Raw genomic sequence first — 18472 nt, forward strand, 5'->3', positions numbered from 1 at the left:
GGGAGGACGGGGACGCTTAGCCCATGCTGATGGGGGGCGCGTTGTCCCTTTGCGTCGCCTGATTCCCGCGCCGAATCAGTGCCCGACGAGCGGCACGAAGCTGACGGGCAGAATCTGTCGGGTGGAGACGGTCCCGTCGTTCGCCTTCGTGATCAGCAGCAGATACTGTGTCAGAAACGGCGCGCCTACCGGAATGACAATCCTGCCGCCCGGCTTCAACTGCCGCACGAGAGGAGGAGGGACATGGCTCGCGGCGGCCGTGACGATGATGGCGTCGTAGGGTGCGTGGGCTTCCCACCCGTAATAGCCGTCTCCCACCGTGGTGTTCACCCGCTTGTACGCGAGCCGCTGCAGGCGCTCCTGTGCCACCTTGCCCAAAGGCTCGATGATTTCGATCGTATATACTACTCGCGCGAGTGTCGAGAGGATCGCCGCCTGGTACCCGGAGCCGGTGCCGACCTCCAGCACGACATCAGTGGGCTTGATCCTCATCAGGTCGGTCATCAGCGCGACAATGTACGGCTGCGAAATGGTCTGGCCATAGCCGATGGGAAGCGGCCGGTTCTCGTAGGCGTCGCGCTCCTCGCCAGGCCGGACGAACTGGTGGCGGGGCACCTGGTCCATCGCGTCGAGCACGCGCGGATCGATGGCGGGTCTGCCGGTTTCGGCCGTGAGATCCGCGATGTCGTTGATCATTTTCGCACGAAGGGGCGCAAAATCGTCGGCCGCGTGAATGCCGCAAGACATCCACACCAGAGCAATTGCTGGAATCAGGGTACGCAGCCAGCGCAGCATGACTGGTTTCACCGTGCCGCCCCTGTTGCCTGACGTGCTGCAATTCTACGCCCGCGCACGCGCGGTCGGACAGGGCGCGCCCGGCCCGCCGCGTGTCAGTCGCAGCCCCCGAGCTCGTCGCCCAATGGCGGCGGCATGCGCTGATACAGCTGACTGACGTCTGAATGAGGATGCCCGGCTCGGGCCACTTCACCGCATGGAAGTGGCTACCAGCGCGCGTCGCATTAACCGTCGCATTAACGATGCAATGGCCTTGATTCCGGAATGCGCGAGCGCATCGCTTCACAACAAAAAACTTCGACACCCGTGAGTGCCGGAGTGTAGCGCTTGCCGCGTGTCAGACATCATCGCTGCGAGCTCTGCGCAACTTTCGACGTCAAGAAAGACCCGCCGGTCTAACAGAAGAGATCTGTTGTAACACTCAAAGCGCCGAACGACTATTGGACCTCGCATGGGATTCGCCCAATGCCGAGCAAACAGGAAACCGAATGGCCGGAGAGCCGTTGAGAGCGGTCTTTGATCTCCCGCAACCGCATACGTCCGTTCCGGGTCGATCACGGCCTTCGGCATCGGGCAGTAGTCGGTCATGAGCGCTCGTCCGGACAGGTGCCACGATCGCCAATAACATGTAACCTCGGCTAGCCCACCTACACTGCCAAGGAGTTGCTGGGCTCGGTGCGGACATACGGGCGCAGATCACTTCATAAAACAGTTGCGGAACACCTCGGTCGTCGTGCAGGCGGATCCACCGCGCGCGTTACGCGTCTGTTGCGCATCACTCGCTGACTGTGCGCAGTGAAGGCGAGGAGTGGCAGATGGATTTCGCCAGCGAAATTGACGACCTTGCCAAGGCGCTGGAACGGCTCGGGATCGATACAGGCCAGGGGCTCATTACTCCGATGAAACGAGACGATGAAGACGACGAATGATGCTCTTGACGTGTCGCCTGTGGCGCTTCCGGATGTCCATGATGGGCTCACCAAGGGACTGTTCAAACGTACAGTAGCGGGCGCTTCACGTAACGGCCTAGACTTGACACGTGGACAAGAACGCGGAGTGAGTTATGGTCACCAGGACTGTCCGACGGACACTTTCCGGTCTGACTTCAGCGATTGCGCAAGCGCCGAAGAGTAAGCATCGGATCGAACATACCGTGAAATCGGCTCAGCAAATGGCCGACGAGGCCTGGAGACGGACGACTCACGGACTGCGCAACTCCCTGATGCGTAAGGATCCGAAAGGGTGATTTTCGCAAGCCAGACGCAAGACTGAGCTCGCCGGGTTGGACGCATATGCTGTTTCTCCCAGAACCGGATGCGGAGGCACACTATGTCGAGCAAAAGCGATAGGGACAACAGATCCAATCAATTGAATCCCAACAATCCAGCGTACGCGAGTTCTCGCGCGGGCAACTTCCGCGATGATGATGACGATTGGGAACCCGTCTCTTATGTCGATCGATACTTTTATACTCCGCCTCGCGCGACCACGTTTCAGGCGATAGGGCAGTACGGAGTTGGGGTGGTTTCGCAAGAAGGGGAAGCGAGGTTCGTTACATTTCGTCTGGAAGCCACCACTAGCGCGACCCTCCTTTATACCCACGCAAGCTTGCAGTCGCGCGTAGAGGACTATTTCGAGCGTTTCGCGATCCATGTACATGGGCTGTTCCACACGCACTTCAAAGCTCCGCCGGTCTTGTATGTCCAGTTTGATGGAACATCTGGCCGGCTACCGTGGCACGTTCCGCTCAACCTGGAACAACCCGAGACGATGCAGACGTTTCTGATGTCGCACAAGCCGCACATGAACTGTGCACCCGCTCCGGATGCAGTTATCGAACTGTTATGTGACCGCCTCAGTGAACCAAGCGAGGATTGGGGTACTTTCGAAGCCCTGGATCGAGACACTTGGGATCTGACATTCTTCTACGCCAGGCGCTGCAACGCTGAGATTCAGAGAAATTCCAAAGGATTGTGACAAAGCAGCAGGTGCGCTCAATCGGACTAATGCCCTACATCCTGTCGCGCGATGCACCGTGCGCTTCTAGCCGGAACCCGGGATCGGTCGTCTTCTGTCGAGTGCGGTCGGGCCGATTGACAGCCGCCGTCGTCGGTTCAGGATCCGACCGTGTGCGGCCACCTACGGTCGTTCGCCCTTGCGCTTAGATGGTCATTCAACCGGCTGCTCTGCTCAAGAAGCGGCCCGAAAGCCAGATTCGTCCCAGAAGAAGATGTCGGCATTTTCCTCACGAGCCTGTCAGACAATGTGTCGCAGGGATCTTCAGCAGCCACGCACGCAGATTGCAGTCGGGCCAAAAGCCTTTCCAGCGCGCGAGCGCCCGCTCGGCCGTATCGTGAACCAGATGGTCAGCCCGGACTGAGTCGCCCGTCAGCGCACGCGCATAGCGCCGCGGCTGCGGGAGCCGCGATATCACTTCCGCTTCGAAGTTCACGCGCCGCTGACGGCCGCGCGAGCGCGCATCAATAGCCGCTGCTGCTGCTGGTGCCGCTGCTGCCCGACGAGCTCGTGTCGCCCGTGGACTGGCACGCGGCCAACGACAACGATGCGACTCCTAGCGCGATGATCACGAATACGGCCGATAGCAGTCTTGATACTTTCATGTAGAACTCTCCTGCACGGCCAACTCAACTGACTTGGCGGGCGGCCGCGCGTTGAGCCGGCGAGTCGCGGATCGCTCGCGGCAAGTGCCGCGACGCCGGTGAACGTTTACAAAAAGGACAGACAAACCCCCTGCAAAACGGGGACGCAACCACTGTGCGCGGCCGACAATTCCGTTTCGCGGCTTCGCGGTTTTGCACGCGACGCCTAATCTACAAACGCCCACGGCGCGGCATTATTCCACCGCATTGATTATTTATGACACGTATCGCCTCGGGACGATGCACGCTCGACGCGGCACGGACTTTGCGCAAGCTCCGCGACGGTTGGCTGGCATAGCCCCGCATCGCTAGAACGGTGTTCGCGCGTTGCCGACGATACCTTGTTCGTGAAGCGCGGCGGATGTCCGAAGCCCCAGGAAGCGGCCGATGGTATCGCAGTATCGCAACCCCATGACCGGCTAATGCGGGTCGTTCAGCGCCCGTCGACGGCGATAGTGTGGAAGCTGAGACCGCGGCACGGCCATTGGAGCACCGGACGTTCATTCCTTGTGGCGCCACCGGAGGGCATCAGGCTTCGAAAGCCTATACGCAAGTAAGGCATTCCGCTCGCACCAGCCAAACGTCGCGATCGGCATCGTGTTCGACGCGGGTAAGAACTGCGTGAAATATTGGCGGCGGGGCCGATCAGCGTGAATGTCCCCGCCGCAGGTCGCTCACGCACGCGGCGACCGCTCACATGACGTGAATGAGATTAATGTAGCTGTTTCTTTAGATCGCTCAGTTCGGCGTGAACCGAACTGACTGCTTTCTTGATCCTGGCATTGACATTCGCAGCGCGTTCGCACGCTTTTTCTGCGCTGTCGCCGATCCGCTCAAGATCGTCCACCCATTGGCGCATGCGATCCTGATCGTTCGAAGCCATCACTTTCTTTGCCGACGCGGATTGTTGATCTAGCTCATCAACGCACTCGATGAGGTCCTTGGGGAGGGTGGAGTCGGCATGACAGGTTTGCGAAGCCTGTTCGATGGATTGCTGTAGATGCGTGAAACGCTTCTGGATTTCGCTGGCTTGCATCATGGTGACACTCCTTTGTGAAAGCGTGTCCGAAACTCTAAAACGAGGCTGGCGCGATTGCGGTTTACCACCCTGGCGCCTATGTTGCCACCCCCGTGCGCTTGGGCCGGCCGGCATCGTGCAGCGTCGGTGCTCCGGAGCCGATCGAAGGGTGGCATGACTTTGAGTATAGGCGTTGCCACTGCTCGCGCAGGCACGGCGCCGAACGTCCGCTCCAGCCAACGATCTGACGACCGACCCCACGTGTTATTTAAGTGGCCGTAGCACCTTGCAAGCGGCCGTTGAGTTCAGGTGGGGTCGAAGGGCGGCTGTGGGTCGGCTACGGAAGTTCGACGCGGCGGTGGGGCCGACGATCACCGGAGGTACCAGTGACGCTTCGAGGAGCACCCTGCTGGACTGTAAGGAAGTCGGCATTTCCGAGCAGATCAGTCTGAGTCCGATCACTTTCGAACGAGAGAAGGTGTAGCGACGCGTTGCCCGCCTCAATTAACCGTAGCAAAGGGTCCACAGCTTACGCGCGACCATCACGGCGCCGCGATCCAGCTCCGTGCGAGCAGACAGAGTATGTCAGATGTCACTGCGCTGTCTCACGCTAACGTTTAATGCCACTATTCCAGCTAGCGGCGTCTCCCGCGCACAATCCGGCTTGGCGACACCCAGAAGCTGCGGCTTCCTCTGTCTGATTCGAAACCGGCACCCCGAGAGAGGTTGTGTCGAAAAACAATCCAGTTTTGTACTTCTTTACTTCGACAGATGCAGCTTCTTCGATAGCACGATACCCCGCTGCGGGCTCACCAGCCAGATGGCGTGAATGTTGGTGTACAGCGTCGAGGTTCTTGTTGTGATGTCTGTGGGCTCGTCGTTGCTGGGATCGCTATGTTCGCGTCGGTCGGTCAGGTAAGGCGGCGCCATGCTACACCTCAGCACAATCGCGAAGTCTCCATTCGCTTCGTAGAACGCCGACTGCGAGAGTGTCACGCGTCCGTGAACCCTGGTTTTGCTCCGTTCGCCGGACTTGAGCTCAATCAGATCGATATCTTGGATGTACCCCTTGGCCTTCGCCTCCGGCGCCACCACAAGCCCTCGACCGCGTGGTCCGGTTATGGTCTTCTTGAGCAGGATCACTCCCGGATTGTCGTCCTCGGATAGATCTACATTAACCGTCAACAGGTGCGTCTTTGACTGATATCGTATTCCGTAGGGCGCCGGTACGACGAAAGCCAGGTCGCGGTCGAGACTGGCTTTCGGCAAGTCGAGATCGCTTGGCGCCTTAAGGACAGGGACGTGGATCAGGTTCCTGATGCGATCGCTCAACGAAGGCGAGTTGGCACTGAAGCTCTGGTCCGCCAAGGCGTCCCTGATGGCAACCGGGTCGTCGCCCACGAAAGGCCGAGTCGACAGGACATCTGCAGAGGCAGAAATTTCAGGCTCATTCGCATGGGTAACAGTGGCTGAGTCTGCCGACGTCCCGGCGTGCGCCAGCAGCGACATGCAAATCAGGGCGCAAGCGGCGTTCGAACGGACCAACATGGTTTTAAGATCAGCCACGACAAACCCCTTTAGGATCAAGGCAGTCTATCGCAAAGCCTTGCACGGTCAACTCGACCGCGCGACAGCGGCCGTAGGCACCGGCTTGATCGTTCTTCGTCAGCTCAGCAGTCCCAACGGCAGCTATAAAGGCCGAGAACTTCCCGGCCAAGACGGCTGCTCGAATGGCTGTTCCACTTTGGAAGCTGCCGTAGACGTCCTTGATCGGCCGATTCTGAGGATCACCGATCTCCGTTGCGACAGAGACGAACGGAATATTACGGGCGGTAACGCGATCGACCCAGCCTTGTGCAACCAGGCCGTCAATAGGCAGGACCGCGATGCCGTCGACTTTTTGCGCAATCAGATCGTCGATGGCATTGCCTTGCCGCTCAACGCTTGTCTTTCCGTCGAGAATAATTGTCTTCACCCCCGCCTCCTTGGCGGCGGCCTGAAAGCCCTTTACGACCGCTACATTGAACGGAAATTGCATTCCGGCGGCCACGTAGCCAAAAGTGATCTCCTTCGCGCCGACCGTGGCCGCCATAAATGACAACGCACTGGCGAATCCGGCAACACGAAGCGCCTTAACGATGGGTGGCATGGAACGTCTCCTAACAATTGTTGTTTATGTTGAATTGCCGGCATCGCTTATCTCGTTCCGGTTGCCGGCATGTCGGATCGAGGAATTCTCTTGCACATACAGATCTCTGCGGAGCGTCTTCGTGAGCACGTGCGTGACTGATCTTGGTAAGTCGGTCCAACACGGGCGACCAGTTATCACTGATCCCAAAGACGACCTATCGCCGTAAAGCGACTGGAATCCGTTGATTGAAAGAAGACGGCACCGCTGTTCCCGGCGATTAGCTCGCCGTCTTCGAATTTGTCGGGAAGGAACTTGGGTATCCAGAACAATCGTCCGGAGGGTCATGAAATTTCCGACGTCAGACCAGACTTATTTCAGCGCAATGTAGTAGTAAGCAGGGGTCAACTAGCCGTCTTTTTTTGGAAGAAGCGTCACCGTCTGTCGTAAGATTATTTCCGCAGCCGATGTTAGGTCCAGTTGGTTTTTCTGCCTCCGATGGTAAGTTGCTCTGAACCTTTGACGAACCCATCATCGCAGAAGCTGCCCGCTCGATGCCGCATACACCGCGCGCGCTTCTACTGGCTGACGAACCGCACGACGAGCTCGCCATGTCGTGCGGCTTCGACGACGATTTTGCCGCACAGATCATGCAGACCAGCAATCGCACTGCTCACGCAAATCCATGCGGGATCGGAACGGGTGCTGGGACCGCGCTTCGACCATCCAGCCGTGCTGGACCTGCTTGAGCGCGACACGTCGCCCGCGGTGTTCGCCGCAACCGGCGAGAAAACCGTCGCCAACCGACGCGTCAACTTGTCCTAAGCATGGGCAAAAGCATTGCCGCCCAGGTCGTTCAGGCTCAGCGAAGAGGCAGTGGTCGTAGCCGGAACACAGGCGCAACCCTCGTCATGCCGCGTCTGGCACAGCGAGGGTTTTTACTCATTTCAAAGGAGGATTTGCTGACGCTAGGGGCCCAAGACTCGGTCAGATCAGCTTACCTCAAAAGAAGAAAAATCGACTGTACGGGGTAGGGTCGACGTTGCAAACTAGATCCATAAGATGGCCATTAGCCGAACAAGTACGGAGACGACCTACTACCAACAAGTCCGCCGCAATCTTCGCAATGCTGCAGGGTGTGCGACTGTCCACTGTGACCCGCAAACAGCACTACGAACATCGCTTTCGGCCGACAATCTGATTGCTCCCGCGGAGCGGAGCATCAAATAAGGCCCAGTAGATCCCACCAATCTGCGCCGGATAGAGTTAGTCGCTTCAATCGCCACCAGTTGGCGAGATCCTACTTATTCCTGATGCGAGCATCGACCGCCGCGAAGGCAGCGGTGTCGGCTTATCTTTTCGTCGACGTGCATCGTGCGTCCTGCTAAAGGAGGTTGCTATCGCGACTCCGTGGCAAGATCTCGATGACCACCGACGCTAGTGATTGGTGTGATGGTTTTTTCAGGGGACTTCGGATGAATAATAGGGTAAATGCCGGCGCGCGGCTCGATCGCCTCCCAGTCGGACCTTTCCATACGCGCGTGCTATGGCTAGTCGGATTGGGTATGTTTTTCGATTCCTTTGACAATACTTTATCAAGCTCGGTGCTTGCGACGATGCTTCATAGCGGCTGGTCAACGTTGCAGCTGAATTCGATTTTCATGTCTGCGACGTTCGTCGGACTAACGATCGGTGCGGGCGTTGCCGGTTGGTTGAGCGACCGTTTCGGTCGGCGGTTTGCGTATCAGTTCAATCTGGCCATCTTCGGTGGGATGGCACTCGTCTCTGCCTTAGCACCATCTATGCCTTGGCTCATCGCCTTTCGCTTCGTGATGGGCTTGGGAATGGGGGCCGAATACGTGATGGGCTACGGTCTGATTATCGAATTCGTGCCTCCAACCCATCGGGGGCGTTACCTGGGCCTGCTCGCGCTAATCGGAGGGTCCGGCGTATTCGTCACGTCGGTGGTTGCGGCGCTCATCATTCCTTGGCTGGGCTGGCGACCGATGTTCGTGATTGGGGGCATTGGCACGCTGTGGGTCTGGTGGATGCGCCGTCATCTGCCGGAATCGCCGCGCTGGTTGGAGCGCGTCGGGCGAACTGCGGAGGCGGAGGACGTTGTCCAGGCCATCGAGAAAGAGGCTGGTGTCACTGCGCCGCTGCCTTCCAATCAGCAAAGGCCCGCAAGGGAACCTCACTGGGTACCATTCTCAACGCTTTTTTCCCGTCCAGTAATCCGACGCACGTTGCTCGCCATCGTGATCAACGTGATTTGTTTGTTCGGTTCGTACAGCCTCACCGGGTGGATGCCAACGTTCTTCGTGAAGCAGGGCATGAGCGTGACGCACTCGCTTGGCTTTAACGCCGCGATGATGGGTGGCTGGATTGCAGGACCGTTGTTTCTCTCATATATCTCTGATCGACTTGGACGTCGGGCGGCAATCATGTTGTTTGCTGCCGCGTGCGCGAGTTTGGGTGCCATCTATCCCTTCCTTACCTCGTCGATCGCAATTGTTCTTTGTGGTTTCCTGCTCGTGTCAGCTGTCGCCATCTTCCTGACGCTTGGCTTGGGAATGACGCCAGAACTGTTCCCCACCGAGTATCGGTTCCGTGGGGGCGGTGTTGCCCAGATGTTTGGGCGGCTGGGTCTGATTGGGTCGCCCTTCGTCGTGCTCAGTCTCTTTAACCGGTTCGGCATTACGGGCGTAGTCGGCGCTATCTCGGGCGCGTATGTCTTTATCGCATTGCTCATCATGGTGGCCGGAATCGAGACCAATCAGCAGTCGTTGGAAGCTCTTGAACCAGAGGAGGAGCCTGAGGCGTCCGACGCGTTCCCTCAAACGGCAACTCGACGATAGGCTTTGGACGGTATGTAGCTTCGGTGGGCGATGACCTATGACGAGCGCCCCTCGAGGCGCTCGTACCCTTTGATGAGTGCACACCGGGTCGACGCCTGCGTGGCGTATCCCGCAGATCAACTCAGAAGAGGAAATCAAGCATGCGCGGCATTGGCTTTCGTGGTGACTGCACATTGGAACTCGTGACGTTCCCCGACCCGACGCCGGGCGTCGGTGAAGCTGTCCTGGAGATCAAGGCTTCTGGCATGTGCGGAAGCGATCTTCATTTTTACCGTCGACCGGGTAGCTCACCGCCGCCGTCAATTATTGCTGGCCATGAGCCATGTGGTGTCGTCGTTGCCGTCGGTCCCGGCGCGATCGGACCTCACGCCCGCATTGGCGCGCGCGTTATGGTCCATCACTACAGCGGCTGTATGGGATGTCCGGACTGCCGTTCGGGATGGCCGCAGATGTGCAGAACAACGACTATAACGGTCTACGGCACGGACGCCCACGGCGCACATGCACCGTATATGAAAGTGCCGGCCGACACGCTGGTCCCGCTCGATGAGCGGCTAAGCTTCGAGGCGGGCGCCGCGATCTCATGCGGAACAGGAACCGCATGGGGTGCGTTTGAGCGGATTGGTATCACGGGCCGAGACACCGTGGCGGTATTCGGTCAAGGACCGGTGGGTCTTTCCGCCACGCTTCTCGCAAAGGCGCAAGGAGCCCGTGTCATTGCACTCGATATTGACGAAAGCAGACGCAACACTGCGAAAGCGTTTGGTGCGAACGCGGTTATCGATCCTCGCGACGGCCGGGTTGCCGACGCCATTCGTGAAATCTCACGCGGTAAAGGCGCAAGCGTCGCGCTTGAGACGTCCGGCGCGGCGGCGGCGAACCGGGATGCTCTCGATTCGGTAAGCCCCTGGGGCACGGTGTGCCTCGTCGGAATCGGCTGCGAATTCACTTTCTCATTGGCTAAGTATTTGCGGACTCAATTGCGCATCCTGACATCGTGGACCATGTCGATTCAGGGGCAGCGAGCTTGTGCCGACTTCGTTGTGGACCGGGGAATTAATCTGGACGCGCTGTTCACAGACCGCTGGCGATTAGACCAGGCGGAAGAGGCCTACCAAGCCTTTAACCAACAAAGCGGCGGCAAGGGCGTGTTCTTGATGTAGTGCGTGACCGCGCCCGAAGCTAGGAGTCGTTGCTGAAAGAACAGGATAGAAGGAAACACATGAGTACTGCGCCTATAGAAGCGGTCAAACGCTAACCGAAGTTGGGCCAGCTTATTGCAGGTCAGATGAAATACGATGGCGGTCGATCGACCATGGAGCGCTCGCCGCGGCGAGCGCGGGCTTTGATAACTGGCGTAAAACTTCGGCTTTCGAGCGCAGCAAACTCTTGCGCAGGGTCGCGGAGCGCATGCGCGAGAAAGCTGACGAACTCGCTGAATTGTTGGTCTTTGCATAGGCGTTGCAGTGGCTGCCACGTCGCTGCAACTGGCGCACTGGCGTCTACGCGCCGAATCCCGCCGCCCTCACATACGGCCGCGCGAGGTTGCGTGCCGGTGTTTCGGCTGGACGAAACCCGCTCGAGTCCCGGTCGGGGAAATGTACCGTAGTGTCGCGTGGCTCTATCTCGGGTCAATTGCGAGGCGTAGCGAGACGTCCAGGCAGATCAACGCACCGTACGTCTTTCCCGAATCTCTGACGACCATTTTGCCGGATATTGAGCTGCGGTACGTTAGCGAAACTTACCATCCTGTAGATGAAAACGAACTGTACTTAAGCGGGCCCCACGCGCAAAATTAATAACACGTAAGGATGCAGGGAGAGGGAAGGCTGGGCAACAGGCCGGCAAGCAGAGCTCGCTTTCAGTCCCACTTCCGGCTCTTTCTAGCTGTGAGCGATACCCCAACTGATGGCCGCACACCGACTTTAAAGCATATTTGCTGCATCGATTCTTTCCGAGCAATTCTTTATGAACGACGACGTGGACCTCTGCCATCACTTTGCTAGGTTTGTAGCCAATACTCGCTATGAGGATCTGTCCGAAGACGCTATCGAGGGCGCAAAAAAGACGATTCTCGATACCTTGGGCGTGACGTTGGCTGCCAGCGGCATGGAGCCGGCAGTGCGCGCGTTGGTCGAGTTGCTGCAGCAAAGCGGTGGAACCGAAGAGAGCACGGTCCTCGGTTTCGGCGGCAAGTTGCCGGCGATCTCAGCAGCTTTCGCTAACGGCTCCATGGCTCACTGCCTGGACTTTGACGACCAGACTCCGTGGGGCGCCCACGCGGCCAGTTCAATTGTCCCGTCCGTCTTTGCAATCGCCGAGCGCATGGGTGGGGTGTCGGGGCGCAGGCTCATCACGGCGGTAGCCATTGGCCAGGACCTCTTTGCGCGGCTGCGTTGCAATGTTGGCTGGAACCAGAACTGGAATCTGTCGTCGATGGTCGGCGCATTTTCCGCAACGGCATCTGCGGCCTACATCCTTGAACTATCCGCCGAGCAGACTGCTCACGCGCTCGGTATTGCGAGCCAGCAGTCGTGCGGAACGATGGAAGTCATCTTTGCCACGGGCAGTGACCTGCGGGGAATGTACGCCGGGTTCACTGCGAAAGGTGCCGTGATTGCAGCTCTGCTCGCGCAGAAGGGTATCACTGGCATCAACACGCTGTTCGAAGGAAAGGCCGGGATCTTCAATGTCTATTTTGGCGGAAAGTACGACCGCGAGAAGATGCTTGATGGTTTGGGCGAGCGGTTCCTGGGAGGCACGACGCTGTATAAGGCATGGCCGGCAGTCGGGAATTCTCATACCTATATCCACGCGACCATCGAGTTGATGAAGGAAAAGGGGATCGTGGCGAAGGACATCGAGACGATCCGAACCTTCGTTGGGGATTTCACGTACACCATGTGCACGCCGCTCGAAGTTCGCCGCGCGCCAAGCACGCTTGTCGACGCAAAGATGAGCTTGCCATTCATCGTTGGCATCGCCGCTAGCAAGGGAAAGATGGGCATCGCGGATTTCAGTGAAACGGCCCTGAAGGATCCCGACGTGCTGGCAATGGCGGCGAAGGTTGTGCCAATGCGAGACCCGGATCAGAACTGGACGTTCAAGCTGCCCGACGGTCGAATCGAGATCGCTACACGAGATGGCCGGGTGTTTGAACGGCTTGGGGACAAGGTTCCCGGTAGCTCCGAGGCGCCGCTTACCTGGGAACAGCTCTCCGAGAAGTTCGTCAGTTGCGCTTCCGTTGCGAAAGTTCCGCGGTCCAAGGCCGGCATCAGGAAGGCTCAGGAGTTGGTGCGGCAATTAGAGAATGTCGGTGATGCCACCGACGTACTTCGAGCACTTAGTTAGGAGATTGGGTGGACTGCCCCGCAGAACGACTGCCTGTGGGCAGAACACTAAAGCGAAGGTGACGTGAGATGTGATGCATCGCTGCGAAAAGCGCTCGTCGAGTGAGCTGATGTGATCGCTTCAATGCAAGTATCAGTCAACGAAATCGCAAGATATCTTTCCCAAACATATAGGATGGCGAACGACGTTCGCCTATGGATTGTTTTATATAGCGCCGGTGGGCGCATCCCGCAATAAAGCGCGGACAGATAGTGATCTAAGGAGAGTCAAATGCGAGTTTCAGAGGCTTCGTCGACGGATTTTGGCAGAATTGGCAGCAACATGCGAGAAGGTGTTCTCGAACAAAAATTTCTTTTGCAGGGCAAGCGCGGTTCTCCGAATAATTACCTCATAAACGTGGGTCGCACGGGTGCAGGCGGCTGGACGGCGCCGAGTCACCGCCACAATTTTGATCAGGTTCGGTACGTGATCAAAGGCAGCTTTCCCTACGGGGAAGGAAAGAGCATGCCCGAAGGTTGGGTCGGCTACTTCCCCGAGAGCGTGTACTACGGACCGCAACACCGCCCCGAAGGGCTGGAGATGATGGTCTGCCAGTTTGGTGGTGCGGCCGGCTACGGCTTCGCAAGCGTGGAAGAGCGTGAGGCGGCAAACCAGGCACTGAAGAGCAAAGGTGAATTCAAGGATGGCATCTTCACCTGGTACGACGAGTCGGGCAAGAAACATAACCAGGACGGCTTTGAGGCTTGTTTCGAAGCAGTGATGGGGCGCAAGCTGGAATACGCCAAGCCTCGCTACGCTGATCTCATACTTATGAACCCGGCCAACTACGCCTGGATTCCCGAAGATACGCCGGGAGTTTTTTCAAAATGGCTCGGCTCGTTCACGGAACGCAACACACGGATCGGCTTCGTGAAGATTGAAGCCGGAGCGTCGTTCCCCGCCGGGATGCAGTCGTCGATTGAACTGCTTTTCCTGAGCAAGGGGAAGATCGACTTCGAAGGCAACGCTTACGGCCTTCACAGTGCATTCGAATTCGAGGCGAACGAAGGTCCGGTGCCGCTCAAAGCGGTGGAGGAGACCGAGTTCTTCCGTCTGGTGCTTCCGAAGTTCTGATGCCGATCCTGGGCGCGCGGCTGGGCCGCACGCTCAACAGAAACTCGTGTTGTTGCCAATATCCTCCCTTATACCCAGAGTCGAAAGCTATGACTACGATTGCGGTGATTCATACTGGACCGGTCACGGTCCAGCCGATTAAAGAGCAAATCAGCGAGCAAATTCCTGATGCGCGTGTTATCAACATCATGGACGATAGCCTGCTCAACGATGTCCGCGCAGCTGGGCATCTCACGCCTGAAGTTGCGAGCAGGATCCATTCGTACATGGCCAATGCGCAAGCGATGCGCGTTGACATCATCCTGAACGCCTGTTCTTCCGTGGGTGAAGCTGTGGACTCGGTTCGCGACTTCGTCAGTACGCCGATCGTGAAGATCGATGAAGCGATGGCAGAAGAGGCAAGTTCGATCGGTCGTCGCGTGGGTGTCGTGGCAACTGTCTCGACGACGCTCGAACCCACTGTTCGGCTGATTAAACAAAAGGCGGTAGAGCTCGGCCGCACGGTGGAGGTCACCGAGCGGATTGCGGAGGGCGCCTTCGAGGCTTTGCTCAGCGGAAACGCCGCGCAACACGATGAGATCGTCAGGAGCACTATCTCGAACCTGGCAGAGCAGGTCGACGTAGTCGTTCTGGCTCAAGTTTCGATGGCGCGACTCGTTCCGTTATTGAAGGGCGTACGGGTTCCGGTGCTTGCCAGCCCACGCAGCGGGGTTGCAGCTCTGAAACGTGCGCTCGGCAAAGCGCGTTAATTGCGAGCACGGAAGATACTCGGAAGTAGTCGATTCGTATCTGTTTAGAGCCAGTCCTACGTTTCAAATGGCTGGAGTTCTGACCGAACGCAGTTGGTGTTATCGGGCACACTGAAAGGCGACGGCGGATAGCGAGCGTTTGATGCAGTTCTCCGCTCCATTAAGTGCGAACTGGTTTTGTAGTCGATTTTTTTTGTGTCAGAGAATGAGGAGACGAAATGAAAGTAGCCGCGCGGGATTTGGTTCGCAACGTCGTTAAGGAAAAGCTGGCGCGCGATGAAGTAGCTCTTTCCATGACCGTTAGATTGGTCAGAACGGCCGAGATTGTCACCATCGCAAAGACGGCAGGGTTCGATACGTTTTACATCGACCTGGAGCACAGCTCCCTGTCGATCGAGACCGCCAGTCAAATTTGCATGGCGGCGATGAACGCGGGCATCGCACCGTTTGTTCGGTTGCCGAATCTCGCTTCGGACGTCATCGCCCGGATCCTGGACGGTGGCGCGCTCGGCGTGATTGCGCCGCATGTTGAGTCTGCTGAGCAAGCGAAGCATGTCGTCCGTGCGGCGAAATTCCCGCCGTTGGGCGAACGCTCGCATGGTGGTGTGCTGCCGCATATGGGTTTCCGTTCCTTCCCGACTTTTGAAGTCGGCGAAGCCGTGAATGCGGCGACCATGGTTGTCATCATGATCGAGACGAAGGAGGCGCTTGCCGCAGTCGACGAGATTGCCGCGATTGACGGCGTCGACCTTCTTTTCATCGGGACCAATGACCTGTGCGCATCGCTGGGCATCCCAGGTCAGTTTGAGCACGAGATGGTCCGCGACGCGTACGCGAAAGGCATGGCTGCCTGCCGTAAGTATGGCAAGCATCTCGGTGTCGGCGGTCTCAATGCCCATCCGAAACTCGTCGCCGAGTTCGTTGAAATGGGTGCTCGATACGTCTCCACCGGCACGGACATTTCGTTCCTGGTGAGCGGAGCGAGCGCCAAGGCAGCGGTGATGCGCGACCTCTGAGCGCCGATCCTCACGGCCGCGAGACGGAAGGCCGGCGAGCGGTCGTGCTTGCAAGTGGTTCCGGCCGCGTCTCGTGCCCTTTAGATCGAGTCTGTCTACGAGCGCACGCATGCGTTTTCGTTGGTCGCGCAACCTGCAGCGCTGCCACATCTTGAGGATATTTCAAATGAAGAAAGTCGTAGTTTACAAGCCGCTGGCCGAGGAAACGATTGAGTACCTGCGCTTTCACGCAGAAGTCACGATCGTCGACCCGAAGCAGCCGGGCGTGCTGATTGAAGCGCTCAAAGACGCGGATGGGGCGATCGGAACCGGCGTAAAGATGAACGCCGAAACTCTCGATGGTGCCCCCCGTCTCAAGGTGCTCTCGACCGTATCGGTTGGCTTCGATGCCTTCGACGTCAATTATTTGAATGGACGTGGGATCCTGCTGACCAATACCCCGGATGTTCTCACCGAATCCACCGCCGATACGGCATTTTCGCTGGTTCTTCTTACGGCGCGGCGCCTTGCGGAACTCGCGGCCTATGTGAAGGCCGGCAAGTGGACGAAGAAGATCGGTGAGGACCTGTTTGGCGTGGACGTGCACCATAAGACGCTGGGCATTGTCGGACTCGGCCGTATCGGAACATCGGTGGCTCGACGCGCTTCTTTGGGCTTTCAGATGAACGTCCTGTACGTCGATCAAGGCGTCAACGATCGCGCCGAGCGCGAGTATGGGGCGAAGAAGGTCGGCTTGGACGAACTTCTCAAAACGTCCGACTTCGTTCTGCTGCAGGCGCCGTTGACCAAAGAGACGCGCAATCTGATCAGCACCCCCCAACTGAAGGCGATGAAACGCAGCGCATTCCTCATCAATGCGTCGCGCGGACCGATCGTCGACGAACCGGCGCTCGTTGAGGCGCTGAAAGACGGCACGATCGCGGGCGCTGGACTTGATGTGTACGTGGACGAGCCACTGTCGGTTGATTCGCCGCTGCTGAAGATGGATAACGTCGTGACGTTGCCTCACATTGGTTCGGCGACACACGAAACCCGGCATGCGATGAACAGAAATGCTGCCGAAAATCTTATCGGTGCGCTGAACGGCACCTTGAAAGCGAATATGGTGAACCCGGAAGTATTGAAGCGCTGACGCACCGAACGTTCGCCGGGCCAGGCAGGTATTTGCCCGTCCCGGCGAACATCGACGCAGCAGCGAAAAGTTGCTGCCTCTGAGACGTCAGCCGCCCCTCGGAGGTCCGTCAGTCGGACTACTTTGACAGGTTCTTTACGATGTCTATCATCTTGTCGAGGACAGGATCGTTCTGTCTGCTTAGCCACCCGAAGATGAACTGGGTCGAATAGTTGAGATTTGCTAGCGGGACAATCGTCAAATCCCTCGGATATGCGAAGTTCTTGCCCATGACTGCGAGTCCGATGCCCATGCCAACCGAGATGAGGTTGAGCTGGGACGCGATGGTGCTGACCTCTTGCACGATATTCGGCTCAAATCCCGCTGCCTGACAGAAGGAATAAAGTTGTCCGTAGCTGAGACTGCTGCTGGACTTAGGCACCACGACAAACCACTCGCCGGCCAGATCTTCCAGCGTGACTGATTTCCTGCGCGCCAATCGGTGATCGTTCGGAACGGCGACACCCAGATGGCCAGTTTGAATGCATATCGAATCCAGAACGATGCCTTCGCGCTCCATGTTGATTTCGGTGCGCCGCTTTCCTGGATGCGGACTTGGTCCCAGGTGCAAGAAGCCGGCATCAATCTTTCCCTCAGCGAGAGCTTTCGGCTGTAGCGAGGTCGACATTTCAACGAGTGAAAGGCTGACTTCTGGGTAGGTCTCGCGGAACTGTTTGACCGCCGCCCGGAAGATTGAATGCATCAAAGTCAGAGAACCATAGCCGATTCGGAGTGTTCCGGTCATGCCGTGTCCCACACGTTTGGTAAGGACTATCGCTTCGTTCAAATCGTCCATGACGCGTACGAGTTGAGGTAGCAGCGTGCGTCCAGCGGCCGTAAGCTTGACTGTATGCGAGACCCGTTCAAAAAGCAGTGTTCCGAGCTCTCCTTCGAGATCGGCGATGATCTGCGATATCGCCGGGCGGGTGATGTGCAGACGCACAGCCGCGCGGCCGAAATGCTCCTCCTCCGCCGCAGCGATGAAGTAGCGAAGATGTCGAAGTTCCATCCTTCAGGTGTCTCCTCTCAACAGCTGCCGAACGCGTAAGCTGTCCGGCCTATGGCGTATTCCGACGCTAATTTGTCTATCATTGTATCGTCGGTTAGCGCCGCTTACCAATTCACCATAATAGCTGACTTGACCCAACGGCGGTGCGATTTCAAACTTCTATCATCGTCGCTACCGATGCTAGAAGACGAAACTGGATCCTTCGGGGCGACCGAAAATGTTTTTCGTTGGCGTCCCGTGCCGGCTTCGATCAACGGACGACAGCGTTGTAAGGATATTCACGAATTCTGAACCGGATAGGGCGGCGCCTATCAAGCGGTTGTAACTCGTCGCGCGGGAGACATCAGTGAGCCTTTCAGGAAGATCGTTGCGCACCCTTGTTGATAGATGGATTGGAGCGACCGACGGCATACGCGTTACGCAGTTTAGCCATGGCCGCGGCGAGCAATACAGGTTTGTGCGTGTCGAAGGTGCGTCGGCCGAGTCCCTCATAGCGCTGATCTTCTTTCGCCACGATGACGGCAACTGGTGTGTCTTTCCACCCGAGCGCAGGCGGCCTGCGATGAATCTAGGCGTCTGAGCGCGAATAGCGCGCTCAATCAAT

The 18472-nt window shown here is 57.8% G+C and carries 15 protein-coding genes and 2 pseudogenes; 10 read left to right on the forward strand and 7 right to left on the reverse strand.

The features are described 5' to 3' along the window. Positions 1-75: 75 nt before the first annotated feature. Positions 76-795, reverse strand: a complete 720-nt coding sequence (locus OKW45_RS21360; RefSeq protein ID WP_429470909.1) for a protein-L-isoaspartate(D-aspartate) O-methyltransferase — start codon at positions 793-795, stop codon at positions 76-78. Positions 796-2124: 1329 nt separating this feature from the next. Between OKW45_RS21360 and OKW45_RS21365 the strand changes: the two genes are divergently transcribed. Next, positions 2125-2772: a hypothetical protein gene (locus OKW45_RS21365; RefSeq protein WP_429470911.1), complete on the forward strand. Its 648-nt coding sequence runs from the start codon at positions 2125-2127 to the stop codon at positions 2770-2772. A gap of 298 nt (positions 2773-3070) precedes the next feature. On the opposite strand, the pseudogene OKW45_RS21370 reads toward OKW45_RS21365, so the two are convergent. The 5 genes and pseudogenes from OKW45_RS21370 to OKW45_RS21390 all read right to left on the reverse strand — a co-directional run. Then, positions 3071-3247: pseudogene (locus OKW45_RS21370) on the reverse strand (sigma factor); the annotation flags it as partial. Positions 3248-3275: 28 nt separating this feature from the next. Next, the gene (locus OKW45_RS21375; protein ID WP_429470913.1) at positions 3276-3416 is read right to left on the reverse strand and encodes a hypothetical protein; all 141 of its coding nucleotides are present in this window, start codon (positions 3414-3416) and stop codon (positions 3276-3278) included. Positions 3417-4167: 751 nt separating this feature from the next. Beyond that, on the reverse strand, positions 4168-4494 hold the full coding sequence (locus OKW45_RS21380; protein ID WP_018424319.1) for a hypothetical protein: 327 nt from the start codon (positions 4492-4494) through the stop codon (positions 4168-4170). Between the two features lie 738 nt (positions 4495-5232). Further along, on the reverse strand, positions 5233-6021 hold the full coding sequence (locus OKW45_RS21385; RefSeq protein WP_429473338.1) for a hypothetical protein: 789 nt from the start codon (positions 6019-6021) through the stop codon (positions 5233-5235). Between the two features lie 10 nt (positions 6022-6031). Then, positions 6032-6622, reverse strand: coding sequence for a substrate-binding domain-containing protein (locus OKW45_RS21390; protein WP_429470914.1), 591 nt, complete (start codon positions 6620-6622; stop codon positions 6032-6034). Between the two features lie 500 nt (positions 6623-7122). Here OKW45_RS21390 and OKW45_RS21395 point away from each other — a divergent pair. From OKW45_RS21395 to OKW45_RS21435, 9 genes and pseudogenes are all read left to right on the forward strand, one after another. Then, positions 7123-7560, forward strand: a pseudogene (locus OKW45_RS21395) (IS110 family transposase); the annotation flags it as partial. A gap of 606 nt (positions 7561-8166) precedes the next feature. After that, complete coding sequence (locus OKW45_RS21400; RefSeq protein WP_429470916.1) at positions 8167-9459, forward strand: MFS transporter; 1293 nt, start codon at positions 8167-8169, stop codon at positions 9457-9459. A 140-nt stretch (positions 9460-9599) separates the two neighbouring features. Then, on the forward strand, positions 9600-10622 hold the full coding sequence (locus tag OKW45_RS21405; protein WP_429470918.1) for a zinc-dependent alcohol dehydrogenase family protein: 1023 nt from the start codon (positions 9600-9602) through the stop codon (positions 10620-10622). Positions 10623-10767: 145 nt separating this feature from the next. Beyond that, entirely contained in the window at positions 10768-10917 is a 150-nt protein-coding gene (locus OKW45_RS21410) for an aldehyde dehydrogenase family protein (protein ID WP_244144776.1), read from the forward strand. A 510-nt stretch (positions 10918-11427) separates the two neighbouring features. Next, the gene (locus tag OKW45_RS21415; protein ID WP_429470920.1) at positions 11428-12810 is read left to right on the forward strand and encodes an MmgE/PrpD family protein; all 1383 of its coding nucleotides are present in this window, start codon (positions 11428-11430) and stop codon (positions 12808-12810) included. Between the two features lie 270 nt (positions 12811-13080). Next, positions 13081-13923, forward strand: coding sequence for a hypothetical protein (locus OKW45_RS21420; RefSeq protein ID WP_429470922.1), 843 nt, complete (start codon positions 13081-13083; stop codon positions 13921-13923). An 89-nt stretch (positions 13924-14012) separates the two neighbouring features. Beyond that, on the forward strand, positions 14013-14672 hold the full coding sequence (locus OKW45_RS21425) for an aspartate/glutamate racemase family protein (protein WP_429470924.1): 660 nt from the start codon (positions 14013-14015) through the stop codon (positions 14670-14672). 218 nt (positions 14673-14890) lie between these two features. Then, the gene (locus OKW45_RS21430; protein ID WP_429470926.1) at positions 14891-15688 is read left to right on the forward strand and encodes an HpcH/HpaI aldolase family protein; all 798 of its coding nucleotides are present in this window, start codon (positions 14891-14893) and stop codon (positions 15686-15688) included. Between the two features lie 166 nt (positions 15689-15854). Then, positions 15855-16820, forward strand: a complete 966-nt coding sequence (locus OKW45_RS21435; RefSeq protein WP_429470928.1) for a 2-hydroxyacid dehydrogenase — start codon at positions 15855-15857, stop codon at positions 16818-16820. Between the two features lie 118 nt (positions 16821-16938). Here the strand turns inward: OKW45_RS21435 and OKW45_RS21440 are convergent, their stop codons facing one another. Continuing rightward, complete coding sequence (locus tag OKW45_RS21440) at positions 16939-17868, reverse strand: LysR substrate-binding domain-containing protein (RefSeq protein WP_429470930.1); 930 nt, start codon at positions 17866-17868, stop codon at positions 16939-16941. Positions 17869-18472 lie beyond the last annotated feature (604 nt).

This window comes from Paraburkholderia lebeckiae (assembly GCF_050436225.1).
Lineage (GTDB): Bacteria > Pseudomonadota > Gammaproteobacteria > Burkholderiales > Burkholderiaceae > Paraburkholderia > Paraburkholderia tuberum.

Coding starts and splice junctions, on each gene's coding strand:
- OKW45_RS21430 (WP_429470926.1), top strand. CDS start 14,891: ATGAAAGTAGCCGCGCGGGATTTGGTTCGCAACGTCGTTAAGGAAAAG.
- OKW45_RS21405 (WP_429470918.1), top strand. CDS start 9,600: ATGCGCGGCATTGGCTTTCGTGGTGACTGCACATTGGAACTCGTGACG.
- OKW45_RS21375 (WP_429470913.1), bottom strand. CDS start 3,416: ATGAAAGTATCAAGACTGCTATCGGCCGTATTCGTGATCATCGCGCTA.
- OKW45_RS21420 (WP_429470922.1), top strand. CDS start 13,081: ATGCGAGTTTCAGAGGCTTCGTCGACGGATTTTGGCAGAATTGGCAGC.
- OKW45_RS21390 (WP_429470914.1), bottom strand. CDS start 6,622: ATGCCACCCATCGTTAAGGCGCTTCGTGTTGCCGGATTCGCCAGTGCG.
- OKW45_RS21425 (WP_429470924.1), top strand. CDS start 14,013: ATGACTACGATTGCGGTGATTCATACTGGACCGGTCACGGTCCAGCCG.
- OKW45_RS21435 (WP_429470928.1), top strand. CDS start 15,855: ATGAAGAAAGTCGTAGTTTACAAGCCGCTGGCCGAGGAAACGATTGAG.
- OKW45_RS21360 (WP_429470909.1), bottom strand. CDS start 795: ATGCTGCGCTGGCTGCGTACCCTGATTCCAGCAATTGCTCTGGTGTGG.
- OKW45_RS21380 (WP_018424319.1), bottom strand. CDS start 4,494: ATGATGCAAGCCAGCGAAATCCAGAAGCGTTTCACGCATCTACAGCAA.
- OKW45_RS21415 (WP_429470920.1), top strand. CDS start 11,428: ATGAACGACGACGTGGACCTCTGCCATCACTTTGCTAGGTTTGTAGCC.
- OKW45_RS21400 (WP_429470916.1), top strand. CDS start 8,167: ATGTTTTTCGATTCCTTTGACAATACTTTATCAAGCTCGGTGCTTGCG.
- OKW45_RS21440 (WP_429470930.1), bottom strand. CDS start 17,868: ATGGAACTTCGACATCTTCGCTACTTCATCGCTGCGGCGGAGGAGGAG.
- OKW45_RS21365 (WP_429470911.1), top strand. CDS start 2,125: ATGTCGAGCAAAAGCGATAGGGACAACAGATCCAATCAATTGAATCCC.
- OKW45_RS21385 (WP_429473338.1), bottom strand. CDS start 6,021: ATGTTGGTCCGTTCGAACGCCGCTTGCGCCCTGATTTGCATGTCGCTG.